The sequence below is a fragment of the bacterium genome, from assembly GCA_008933615.1.
Taxonomy (GTDB): Bacteria; CLD3; CLD3; order SB21; family SB21; genus SB21.
Map to the genome: position 1 here is coordinate 1 of WBUR01000062.1, position 12,122 is coordinate 12,122.

Here is a 12,122-nt window from a genome sequence, read left to right on the forward strand (position 1 = left end):
CTGTACCCGAGTTAGTTGATTTCGTAAGTGATTCTCTCCGATTTGTAGTTTTTCAAAAAAAAGAGTAAAAAACTCTTATGGAAATCTTTTTTTTATTGACAAAGTACTTTTTAAAGATGTTATGCGAGGTATCACTTAATCACCGCTGAATTTTATTGGTGACCATCTTGCCCAACTTGGCCATCTTCCATCAATCTCATGACTGATAGTTTTTAGACCTTTACCATTGGTTCCGATAACCTGAATTTCAGAGCCATAAAAACCCTGAACGTGTTCAAAAACAATGTATTTACCGTCTCGTGAAACTCGCGGACGATCATTTACTCCGACTTCGGTATAAGTTAATCGCTTTATCCCGCTTCCATCTACATTAATAGTATAAATCTCATCGTTGACCACAAAGGCAAATCCAGATCCATCTGGAAACCAATCAAAATCAATATTTCCAACAACAGTAACATCTTGTTGATTAGAACCGTCAGGATTCATAATGTAAAGGTGGCGTGCATTATCGCGGTTTGTGAAAAAAGCTATTTTATCACCTTTCGGAGACCATTTAGGGTTAAGGTCAAGATCGGGATTGGTCGTTAATCTGGTTTTGCCTGTCATCTGAATTGTCATTTTGTAAATATCTGGTTGGCCATCTTGAGTTGAGACAAAAGCAACAGCTGTATCTAGAGTTGAAAGTGAGGGACTGCTATAATATTGAGAGTCTAATAAAACTATATCATCGCCAGTCAGGGGATTCAATCGACGAAATAGCATCTCATCCCAATAAATTATATTTTGGCCAGTTGGAGAATAATATGGGTACAAATAACCATGGGCTGGATTGTTCGTCAATTGCGAAGTCTCTTTTGTGGCAATATTGTAAAAAAATAACTGGTAATGATTTTCCACACCTCTTCCAAACAGTATTTGTGTGCCATCAGGTGACCATTCTGGGAAATCGCCACTAAAAGTGGGTAACAGGCCATCTCCATTTTGAGTTACTAACGTGATTAATCCATCATCTTCAAATACAATTTGATAATTACTGTCCTTACTTGAATTGCAAGCGATTAAGTTTAATAAAATGAAAAAATACCCCATTTTGAGTATCATTTGTGTTCCTCCAGTGATATCTCGCATAACGCTCGGCGGCGACCCGCAGTAGCTCGCACGCGAGGAATTTATATTTAATTAAGAACATATTCAAACCGTGAGCGAGCTACTGGCGAGCGACGCCCACAATCTCTATCGGGGGTCTAATACTGGCGACGCTGAGCGAACATGTCGTGCGCGTGTTATGCGTCGTCACGTTTCTTTCCAAGATTTAAATATTTAACACCATCTTTAGAAAGTACGATACGACTTCGTGAGCCCGGCTCAATTTTTCCACCAGCTTTTATGTCATTGCGAATCGCTTCAACCTCACGTTCAAAATCTTCTTCAGTTGGGATTTTTTGAGTTATCAAGTCAAATTTGGTTGTAAAATACTTGAGGTAACTATCTGACTCACAGCCGATATATTTGTAGAATCGGGAACAAATATTAAGGTTTAGCTTGTCCACTTCATCGCCCGACGTCTCAATTATCGCATTTGAGTTGGTTTTTCTGTCAAAAATTAAAAGGACACGGCTTGAAATAGGAAAAAGTATCTGGAGGTCACTCGATTTGTATTCAAATGGCTCATTTGTAATCAATACAACAGGTTGATCCGGTAAAACAAATCGTTTATCAGTGTCTCGATTGAGGATAATATGCAATCGCATTTCAAAGCATGAGCTAACAATTTCATCTATTTTTTCAATGCTTTTTAACAACAGATAATCTGGATTGGCTTTTACACGCAATGTTTCATCAGGCTCATCGAAATTGGCATGCTGCATTGCGAACGCTAAAGTATTGAGTCCTCTCATAACAATTAACCTGAGTTGCATCAATCTATTCGGAGTACGCAAATCTGATGCAATACAAAATCTGAGAATATTTGTAAAACCCTCAAGAGAAACTAGAGAACTCATTTCATATTTACCTTTTTCCAATTTCCGAAGTAGACTATTGATAGTATTGGCGGCGGGCGTCTCAAAACGCTCTTCGTAGATATCTTCAACAAGATTCGAGTCTCTTCCTACTTTTGTTTCAATTGTATATAAGTGTTTTCTGACAAACAAATCACGGCTTGATATAAATTTAATTTGTTTAGTAGTGTGGTCATATACATATACTTGTGACGAATTAGGGCTGAATTTCTTACTTAAGAAGTCAGAAATAAAATGATGATGTCGTTTTTTAGTAGACATTTTGTTCAAAGAAATAGTGATGACGCATAACTATTCATATCAACAATTGCGTATATCGATCACATATAAACTAATATACTAAATTGCAAATAACCGCATACTTTTTCATGGTTGACGCAATTGCCGTGTAAAATTATCATATTCGTATTTTATTTTTCATAATTGGAAATTCCCTACGATAGAAAGAGCATTGATAGAGAAAAAAACTACAATCCGCTTTTCTTGACCAGCGCCGACATCTTCAGCACATACGGCGTCAAGACCGGGACTGCCTTTTTCAAAGCGTCATAGACATGCTCTGTGCTGTCGATGGTCATAGTGCCGATGACTTTTTTGAGTTTCGGTTCATCCGGATCGAGCAGCGGAATACTCAGAATCACGCTCAGGCCGCTCTTGACCCTTTTCTGATCCTCGTCGGAGATCCACTGCACATCTTTTCTCAGGTCGGAAATCGCCTCCATCTTCGTATTCCACGCCTTTCCGGAACATCCCTGCCCTTTTGACAAACTGATCTTCACCTCTTCGCTGTCAAATCCGTCCGTATAAGCGATCATTTGCAATTTTGAGGTCTTGGGGCTCATGACGTTGAGACGCAGATGTTTTGCGCCGAGGCTTTTCATCAGAAAGGTTTTGATCTCGCCGAGGAGGGCGTTCATTTCCGACACATCGCCGTTCATCGGATGTCCAAAGATTTGTGGAAGAGATTATTTGAATTTGAATCATTCATGACTGGAATTCCAAGATAGAAAAGAGCAATAGATAGACAGGAAAATCTAAGTTGCCGGCGGTTATTAGTCAATGAATATTATTAAGTATTTTTTAAAAATACAAATCCTCCTAAATCTCCCGTTGCTGAGGCTGTTACAGAATTGCCGAAAATGGCTCCCTGAGCCGCGTCGAAGGGAGCGAAACGATAGCTTGAAAACTGTTTTTATTGATCCAGCGGTCGCTTCGATAAACTCAGCGACCGACAAATTCTCAGGGTCGGCCTCCGGCTGAGAAAATTTCAGCATTTTCATCAAGGCCGTTGAATACAGAATCAGAAATTATTTTCTAGACTAAATCCAGTCGGTATTGATTCGGGCCTTTGAAAAAATGCCGTCAAAAAATCGAAGTAAAAGCCCGTTAAAAACAAAACATGTCCGAGTCCGCCGAAGGCGGGCGAGTTTGTTTTGTTTAGGGCTTGAGCGGAGATTTTAGGCATTTTTTCAACAGCCCTCGTGCTTTTCTTTCCTTCTTTCTTTTGCACGAGCAAAAGAAAGAAGAAGGGATTGGGTATTTTCTTCATTTACGAGTTGTTATGTATTTAAAGACACATATCCGCTTTCTTTTTAAAAAGAAAGCTCCAAAGAAAACTTCGGCTTTGATAAAAATGCCTAAACCCTCATTCGCATTCCCGGTGGCGAAAAACGATTCTCTATCTTCGGGTTCGACCAAACTTGAACGTTTATGAAAGCCGTTTTTCGCTGAGATCATATTGCGAACTCGGGTTTCCTCGGCATTTTTATCGAGGCCGGGAATACAAAGCATGGACCAAGTAAAATATATTGCAACAACCTCTTACAAAGTGAATGAAAACCAAATCCCCCTGCATCACCTCCCTCGACGCGGCTCGGGATGACACTTTGCAAGGGGGACTGAAATCCGGAAGAACTTGATATTACTTGGCGGTCTTACCGCCCATTTTTGTAAAGATACTGTCGATGGGTTCCCAAAGTTCGAGCTTATTACCATCGGGATCCATGATGTGAACCAAATAATAGGATAATGTCCCCGGAGTCATGCAGCCATAAGTCCTGCATCGTGAGGAGCTCAGTTTGTTTTTTTACCTGTCAACACATTCACGCCTTCGGGAAGCGGATTACCTGACGATCTGCGAAAACTCACCACCTGGCCTACGTGCCACAAAGCATCGGAAATGGGGCCGTTGACGAGGTTCCAGAACGGGAAAGATCGGCTTCGATCCGGTCTTTTGAAGATCATGTCAAATTCTTCCAGGTTGGCATCCGGTTTTTTAAGAATCTCGCTGGCAGATTGAATATTCATCAGCGTTTTTTTTCTTAACTCAGCGAACGATAACTTCTCTTCTTCGGTTGAAATGACGGTGGGTTGTTTGCTGACGGCATTCAGCAAAACCGAAGTAAGTCCTTCGATATGCTGCAAGGTTTCGTAGCTTGTTCGCGCCGAATCCGACGGTTTGAAATCCAGATCTTTTTCCGTTAATCCTTCCGTCGCCCAGAAATAGCGGAACCCCAGTCCGTCCACCAGCCGCGCAGCCACGGTGGCAGCCGTATAGGCTTTTGGGGTCTCGGGAATCGTGTAATAATAAGGTTTATCCTGAGCGGAAAGGCCACATGTAAATGCCATTATTGATAGAACAAAAAATGTTTTCATAATGTCCTATTTTTTTGTGCTTGTTCTTTATTATTAAAATATGTGCTTATCGGGTTGGCTCACAAATGGAAGAGAACCCTTCAGTCTGAGCGCAGTCGAAGACTGATTTTACTAAACTTGGTCATGGTTCGACTCCGCTCACCATGACGTATGTGAGTAAACCCGATAAGCACATTAAAATATTTGTTTGTGACATTAGTGGTCAGTTTTGTTGTGCAATTCGATCAATGTCGATTGGGATGCGGCGCAAATTTTTTCAACTCCGTCTTTGACGACGAAAACGTCAGAGCGGCAAACCGTAAGTGTCTTTCCGTATTTGAGAACGTGGGAGCGTCCAATGAGTAATGCCCCGTCTGCGGGTGAAATTAAGTTCAACTTGAATTCAACGGTTAATATGGAAGAGTTCTTGTCCATTAAAGAATAGGCAGCATATCCTGCGGCGTTGTCAGCAACCGTGCCGACAATGCCTGCATGGAAAAATGAATGTTGCTGGGTTATGTTAATATTATACGGAACGTGAATCTCACAAAACCCGGGTTCTGTTTTAATAAGCTTCGCGTTGATCAGGCTCATGAAATTTTGCCGGTCGAAACTCTCTTTGACTCTCGTTGAATAATCCTTGTCTTTTGGTGTATAGATCATTGGTTATGTTCGTTGGGATATTATTTAAAACGATTACAAAAATCGAATCCACGGCGCTCGAGTGTGTCAAAGATCCGCTAAAGGTAAATTCCAGTCAGACCATTGTCAATGACCCATTTAGGGAAGCTGCGGTCAGGCCGTCATAACTTTATATGATGCCGGCACGGTTATTTCAAAATATTTTTTATTTGCTTTTTCAATTCGGGCAAAACTTTTTTCTCGAACCACTCATGCTTCGCCTGCCAAATATTGTTTCGCGGCGATGGATGCGGCAGGACAAAATATTTCGGTAAATACGCTCTAAAATTTTTGACGTTTTCCGTCAATGTGTCTTTTGCAACTTCGCCGAGGTAATAATGCTGTGCATACTGCCCAATAAGTAAAATGAGTTTTGCGTGCGTCATTTTTGCCAATAGTTTTCGATGCCACAAGGGAGCGCATTCCGGCCTGGGAGGCAAGTCACCCGATTTGCCCGTCCCCGGATAACAAAACCCCATCGGCATTAAAGCAATGTTATCCGCATTGTAAAATGAGGCTTTATCCATTCCCAACCAGTTTCGCAGGTTGTCCCCGCTTTTATCGTCCCAGGGAATACCCGTCTTGTGAACAATTCGCCCCGGCGCTTGCCCAATGATGATGATTTTACTTTTTGCAGTTGCGGCGATAATCGGATTAACACCTAATTCCAAATGTTTTTCACACTCCGTACAGTTCCTTATTTTCTCTAATAGTTTTTTCATTGTGCATTGTTACAAATATTTCGTTAAAAATGTTGTGCTAAATGCGGCGAGCGCAATCAGCAAGACACGGCACAGTTTCATGGTTATCTGCTTCGGAAACTTCTTATGCCTTGCAAACAATATGATCCATTCGGATAAACAATTATCCTACCCCGCCTGATATTCTCCAAATACTTTCCTCATCACATCGGCAATTTCACCAAGCGTAGCATAGGATTCCACACAGTCGAGAATGATGGGCAGGAGATTGGCCTCGGTCGTTGAGGCGGATGCGAGTTTTTCAAGATTGGTTTTCACTTTAGCGTTATCGCGTTTTTTTCGTAATGCGGCGATTTTCTGTTTCTGAATACCTTCCATTTTCGTATCAATCGTCATGATATCCGGATGACTTTCGCGATGGGAAACAAAATCATTTACGCCGACGATCATACGCTCCTTTTTTTCAATCGAGCGCTGGTATTGATACGCGGCGGAAGCGATCTCGTTCTGAAAAAAACCGGATTCGATCGCATGAATCGCGCCGCCCATGTCGTCGATCTTCCCGATGTAATCAAAAACTTTTTTCTCGATTTCATCCGTCAGCATTTCCACATAATAACTTCCGGCCATGGGATCGACGGTGTCCGCCGCGCCGCTCTCGTTTGCCACGATCTGCTGTGTGCGCAATGCAATCTCCGCCGAAGCTTCCGTCGGAAGCGCGAGCGCTTCGTCGAATCCGTTGGTATGTAAGCTCTGCGTTCCGCCGAGCGCCGCCGCGAGCGCCTGTATCGTGACGCGGGAAATATTATTATACGGCTGCTGCGCCGTCAGCGTGGACCCGCCGGTTTGGGTGTGAAATCGCAGCGTCATGCTTTTCGGGTTTTTGGCGTGAAACCGTTCTTTCATGATCTTTGCCCAGATACGGCGCGATGCGCGGTATTTTGCGATCTCTTCAAAAAAATTGTTGTGCGCATTAAAGAAAAAGCTGAGGCGGGATGCGAATTGATCCACATCGAGGCCGGAATCCAGCGCCGCCTGCACATACGCGATCGCATTGGAAAACGTAAATGCCAGTTCCTGCACCGCAGTTGAACCGGCTTCGCGGATATGATAACCGCTGATCGAGATCATATTCCATTTTGGTAATTCTTTCGTGCAATATTTGAAAATATCCGTGATGAGACGCATGGAATGCTTCGGCGGATAGATGTACGTCCCGCGCGCGATATATTCTTTCAGGACGTCATTTTGGATCGTGCCGGATAACTTTCGAATATCGGCGCCTTGCTTTTTCGCAACGGCGATGTATAAACATAACAAAATCGCCGCGGTAGAATTAATCGTCATGGACGTGCTGATCTTATCGAGCGGAATGCCGTCGAATAACACTTCCATATCTTCCAACGACGATACGGACACGCCAACCTTGCCCACTTCTCCATCGGCCAGCGTATGATCGCAATCGTATCCGATCTGCGTCGGCAAATCAAAGGCAACGGACAACCCCATCGTTCCCTGCGACAATAAATACTTATACCGTTTATTCGATTCTTCCGCGTTGCCGAATCCGGCGTATTGACGCATGGTCCAAAAACGGCCGCGGTACATGGTTTCCTGCACGCCGCGCGTATACGGATAATGCCCCGGATCGCCTAATTGACTATCGTAATCGAATGGGTAATTTTTCAAATAACGAGGAATTTCGATTCCTGAATCCGTTTGAAATTCTTTTTTCCGTTCCTGCTCTTTTTTTTGTTCGCCCATAACTTCTCCAAATCATCTTTTCTTGTAACCTGACATCAAGACCATGGTCTTTTGAAACTCATGTCTTAGCGGCAGAGTATTACTTTTTCTTTTTGTAAAAATTCTTGATGAACCGCACGGCCTCTTTAGGATCATCGGTGACCTGAAATAATTTCAGGTCATTCGGGTTGATGTTTTTTTCCTTCAGCACGGTGCTTTTCATCCATTCCAGTAATTCGGCCCAATACGCTTTACCGATCAATACTACCGGAAACGGTTTTATTTTTCCGGTTTGAATCAGCGTTAACGCCTCATAAAATTCATCCAGCGTGCCAAATCCGCCGGGCAATACGATAAAACCTTTGGCGTATTTGACAAACATCACTTTTCTCACAAAAAAATAGTTAAACCAGATCTCCATATTCAGGTAGTCGTTTGATTTTGTTTCAAACGGCAGATCGATACTCAATCCGATGGATTTCCCGCCCACCGAAAGCGCGCCTTTATTCGCGGCTTCCATAATACCAGGCCCTCCGCCGGTGATCACCGCATAGCCTGCCTTGCATAGTTCTTTTCCAAGTTCTTCCGCAATCTTATAATTTTCAGATTTTCGATCCGTTCGGGCAGAACCAAAAATAGAGACGGCGGGCCCGACCTTCTCCATAGATTCAAAACCTTCAACAAATTCAGCCATGATTCTGAATAAACGCCAGGGTTCTTCCTTGCGGTATGATTTATCCTGGGATTCGGAGAGATCATCCATGTGACGATGGTTATTTTTTTCCGGCTTAGAACGTTTTTTGATCACAATGTTTCCTGTTTTAAATTTTGCGGTGACACTAATTTTTCAATTTTGTTGTTTTTAATGAGTTGGACGAACTCCTGCATCATTTTGGGGTCCCATAAGCCTTTTTCAGCCTCATCAAACATGATCCGGAACGCCTCTTCTTCCGGTAGTGCTTTTCGATACGGACGATCCGTTGTCAGTGCGTCATAGAGATCGACGGTCATGATCACGCGCGCAGTAACCGGAATATTCTCCTTGGATAATCCGTCCGGATATCCGCTTCCATTCCATCGCTCCTGGTGACTGCGTATGATCGGTAATACATTGTTAAGCGAACGGAGCGGTTTACAAATATTTTCACCTATCACCGGATGTTGTTTGACAAGGGTAAATTCCTCGGATGTTAAAGAACCCGGTTTTCGCAAGATGCGTTCATCAATGGCGATCTTTCCTATGTCGTGCAAAACGCCGCCGCGGCGAACAGCCTTGATTTCATCTTGGGATAAACCGATATGCTCTGCCAACTTGGCTCCGTAATACGATAATCGGTGACAATGCCCTTCAGTATAGGAATCTTTCGCCTCAACGGCCAGCGCGAGACTGAAGATCACCGTTTCCGCATTTTCAAGTTCGTCGGTGTATTGTTTAACGCGCAATAGAGATTTCACGCGCGTCAGCAGTTCAATATGATTGAACGGCTTCACGATAAAATCGTCAACGCCTAATTCGATGCCCTTCATCTTATCGCTAAAATCAGACAACCCGGTCAACATGATAATAGGCGTGAGCCGCGTTCGATCCTGTGATTTGAGGAGATGAGTCACTTCATAACCGTCCATCGAAGGCATCATAGCATCGAGCAGGATCAGATCAGGGTTTCCCGATTCAACCATTTTCAGGGCCTCTTTGCCGTTACGCGCAACGATAGTCTTGTAACCGCTGTCCTGAAGAATTTCCGTTACCAACGTGACGATTTCTTCGCTGTCGTCGACAACCAGTATTTTCGATGCGGTTACTCTTTGGCTTACAGGTTTCATTTATTTTTTGTTTTCTTTTTTTGGTAAAAGGCTTGGGATACGGTGTGAATACCGCCGCGAATATTATAGTCGGTGATGACGGTCATTTCCAAAGGCGAACATGCTTTGACCAGATCGTCCAGTAAACGCACGGTAAGGTGTTCCTGAAAAATTCCAACGTTGCGATAACTGTATAAGTAATATTTAAACGAACGGAGTTCGATAATCTTTTTGTCCGGAACGTATTTCACCGTGATCAACGCATAATCGGGCAGTCCTGACCACGGGCAGACGGCGGTAAATTCCTCCGTCTCAACGGTAACTTCATTGCGCTGGCCCGCATACGCATAGGCAAACGTTTCCAGCAAATCCGGACGAATCGCATCGGTTCCGTCAAAATGGAATTTGAATTCCGGTTTTTTTACAAAATCTTTTACTGTTTTGTTTTTCGGTTTTTTCAAGGACTATCCTTAGTTAATTCAACTCAAATTCAGTTCAAGATACTCTCTACGACTTTTTTTGTATCGCTAAAATCATCAAAATAATAATCCGGCTGATGTTCCTGCAATTCATTCATCTTGTGCCATCCGGTCGCCACCGCAATGGATTTCACATTAAGGCTTTTCCCGCAGAGAACATCATACGGGCTGTCGCCAATTATAACGATATCTTTTTCTTTAAACAACCGTCCTGTATGAGCATAGGCGCGCTCAACGGCAATGGCCGGCAGATCGTTCCGGTTCATCGAATCGCTTCCGAATGCGCCGATCGAACCTTTCCCGTTGAAAAAATAAGAATCAAGGCCGGCGCGTGTCAGTTTAACTCTCGCTCCTTCCGCAACATTGCCCGTCAGGAGTCCCAGCGTGACTTTCGTTTGTTCGTGCAACTGCTTCAGCAGATCCCGGATACCGGTTAGCACCTTAATATCAGCAGGCTGCAAGGTTGCCTGAAGCGTCGTCACGTATTTTTCCAATGCCTCTTGCATACGGTTCTTTACGATCTCTTCGTCAATGGCCGCATTTGTGATAATATCATAAATGATTTGCGTATCGGTTTTACCGGAGAACGGGTAGCGATCAACGTTTCCCGCCGTACCATAAATTGTTTTCATTGCCTCGGTAATGGCGCGGCGCGGCGCTTTTCCGCATAGTATAAGGGTTCCGTCAATATCGAAAAGAACTAATTTTTCTTGAGCCATCTTTTTTTTTACTTTCTATTCATAACTTTCAGCGCATATTGTTTGTGCGTCACGAGGATTTGAATTTCAAGATGAAATGAATCCGTTTCAATATCCCATGCATAGTTTTCATAGTTCTTATTTGTCTTTTCAAGCCGGTCCGGTTCTCCATAATATCTCTCCAAGCGGCTGCGCAGGGTGTCCAGATCGGTTTTCCCGGAAATGTAATTCATTAAAAAAAAGCGATCCTTTTCGTCGAATTCCAGGTAATATTCACGCGTCGTATCTTTGACTACGATAATTTTACCTTGGGTCTCCAGATTGGGAATGCCGGATATCTTTTTCCATGTCGTATCCTTTGATACCAGCGAATCAACAGCCGATGCAGGAGCCCCCCACTTAATCGATTTAAAACCGGTGAGGAACGGAGAACCTTCGACCACTTGTCTCTTTGAACGGCATGCCACAGCAAGGCTTAGTATCGTTATGAATAACACTACCCGTTTCATCTTCTACATTCTAATTTTTGACTCCCGGCATTTTGTTTGACGACAGTATCTCGTCCTTACGCTGCATAAGATAATCGTATGCGGCCTGGTATTCGTTCGGAATAATTCCGTCAAGTATCGCTTCTTCGATCATTTTTTTGAGCATACCGACTTTTTTCCCGGGCGGCAGATCAAACAACGCCATGATCTCATCTCCGCGTATGGGCGGCTGAAAGGCTCTTAGCCTGTCCTTTTCCTCAACTTCTCGGACGCGTTGCAGAACATGCTCAAAATTGGCCAAATGTTTTTTTGCGCGGTCCTTATTACCGGACGTAATATCAGCCCGGCACAATGTGAGCAATTCGTCAATATTTTCACCGCCGTCAAAGATCAGGCGCCGAATTGCGCTGTCCGTCACGGCTTCATCAACAAGCTGGATCGGCCGCATATGCAGTTATACAATTTTCGAAACATATAAATAAAAATCGTTGGGCAATTTGAATTTTTTCCCGATGCCCTTCACCATACGTGACCCCACTTCTTCATGCCCGTAAAAAGTCCAGCCGATGCCTTCAACAAATTTCTTGGTTCTGGGTTTTGCAATATCATGGAACAATGCCGCAAAGCGCAGGCGGATATCTTCCGTCATTTCGGAAATATTGTCCACCACTTTCAGCGTATGTTTGAAAACATCCTTGTGAAGAAATCCCTGTTGCTGCTCTACGCCGTTTAATGCCACTAATTCGGGAAGAATATGCTGCAGCAGCCCGGTGTCGTTAAGCAACTGCAGTCCTGTAGACGGTTTCGGGCCGGCCAGTATTTTCAGAAATTCATCCGTTATGCGTTCCTGCGATATAATGGAGATACGGGA

Annotated in this window: 14 protein-coding genes and 1 pseudogene; all 15 read right to left on the reverse strand. The window is 43.5% G+C overall.

Translation table 11 applies throughout. The features are described 5' to 3' along the window. Window positions 1-135: 135 nt before the first annotated feature. Window positions 136-1,131 carry a hypothetical protein gene (locus F9K33_15820; protein ID KAB2877675.1) on the reverse strand — a complete coding sequence of 332 codons (996 nt, stop codon included), beginning with the start codon at window positions 1,129-1,131 and terminating at the stop codon, window positions 136-138. A gap of 155 nt (window positions 1,132-1,286) precedes the next feature. Then, the gene (locus F9K33_15825; GenBank protein KAB2877676.1) at window positions 1,287-2,285 is read right to left on the reverse strand and encodes a DUF4238 domain-containing protein; all 999 of its coding nucleotides are present in this window, start codon (window positions 2,283-2,285) and stop codon (window positions 1,287-1,289) included. A gap of 206 nt (window positions 2,286-2,491) precedes the next feature. Beyond that, complete coding sequence (locus F9K33_15830; GenBank protein KAB2877677.1) at window positions 2,492-2,962, reverse strand: hypothetical protein; 471 nt, start codon at window positions 2,960-2,962, stop codon at window positions 2,492-2,494. 983 nt (window positions 2,963-3,945) lie between these two features. Continuing rightward, window positions 3,946-4,038 (reverse strand): annotated as a pseudogene (locus tag F9K33_15835) (VOC family protein). 59 nt (window positions 4,039-4,097) lie between these two features. Beyond that, window positions 4,098-4,679 carry a hypothetical protein gene (locus tag F9K33_15840; protein ID KAB2877678.1) on the reverse strand — a complete coding sequence of 194 codons (582 nt, stop codon included), beginning with the start codon at window positions 4,677-4,679 and terminating at the stop codon, window positions 4,098-4,100. 195 nt (window positions 4,680-4,874) lie between these two features. Further along, entirely contained in the window at window positions 4,875-5,321 is a 447-nt protein-coding gene (locus F9K33_15845) for a PaaI family thioesterase (protein KAB2877679.1), read from the reverse strand. Window positions 5,322-5,488: 167 nt separating this feature from the next. Further along, complete coding sequence (locus F9K33_15850) at window positions 5,489-6,061, reverse strand: uracil-DNA glycosylase family protein (GenBank protein ID KAB2877680.1); 573 nt, start codon at window positions 6,059-6,061, stop codon at window positions 5,489-5,491. Window positions 6,062-6,208: 147 nt separating this feature from the next. Further along, window positions 6,209-7,804, reverse strand: coding sequence for a methylmalonyl-CoA mutase (locus F9K33_15855; protein ID KAB2877681.1), 1,596 nt, complete (start codon window positions 7,802-7,804; stop codon window positions 6,209-6,211). A 79-nt stretch (window positions 7,805-7,883) separates the two neighbouring features. Next, window positions 7,884-8,546: a TIGR00730 family Rossman fold protein gene (locus tag F9K33_15860; protein ID KAB2877688.1), complete on the reverse strand. Its 663-nt coding sequence runs from the start codon at window positions 8,544-8,546 to the stop codon at window positions 7,884-7,886. Between the two features lie 41 nt (window positions 8,547-8,587). Further along, window positions 8,588-9,607, reverse strand: coding sequence for a response regulator (locus tag F9K33_15865; GenBank protein KAB2877682.1), 1,020 nt, complete (start codon window positions 9,605-9,607; stop codon window positions 8,588-8,590). Next, complete coding sequence (gene queF / locus F9K33_15870) at window positions 9,604-10,047, reverse strand: NADPH-dependent 7-cyano-7-deazaguanine reductase QueF (GenBank protein ID KAB2877683.1); 444 nt, start codon at window positions 10,045-10,047, stop codon at window positions 9,604-9,606. The genes F9K33_15865 and queF overlap by 4 nt, the downstream gene beginning before the upstream one ends. A gap of 29 nt (window positions 10,048-10,076) precedes the next feature. Next, window positions 10,077-10,784 carry an HAD hydrolase-like protein gene (locus F9K33_15875; GenBank protein KAB2877684.1) on the reverse strand — a complete coding sequence of 236 codons (708 nt, stop codon included), beginning with the start codon at window positions 10,782-10,784 and terminating at the stop codon, window positions 10,077-10,079. A gap of 8 nt (window positions 10,785-10,792) precedes the next feature. Beyond that, a complete protein-coding gene (locus F9K33_15880) occupies window positions 10,793-11,272 on the reverse strand; it encodes a hypothetical protein (protein KAB2877685.1) in 480 nt (159 codons plus the stop codon). A gap of 10 nt (window positions 11,273-11,282) precedes the next feature. After that, window positions 11,283-11,699 carry a hypothetical protein gene (locus tag F9K33_15885; protein ID KAB2877686.1) on the reverse strand — a complete coding sequence of 139 codons (417 nt, stop codon included), beginning with the start codon at window positions 11,697-11,699 and terminating at the stop codon, window positions 11,283-11,285. A 6-nt stretch (window positions 11,700-11,705) separates the two neighbouring features. Then, on the reverse strand, window positions 11,706-12,122 hold a 417-nt coding region (locus tag F9K33_15890), incomplete at its 5' end, for an HD domain-containing protein (GenBank protein ID KAB2877687.1).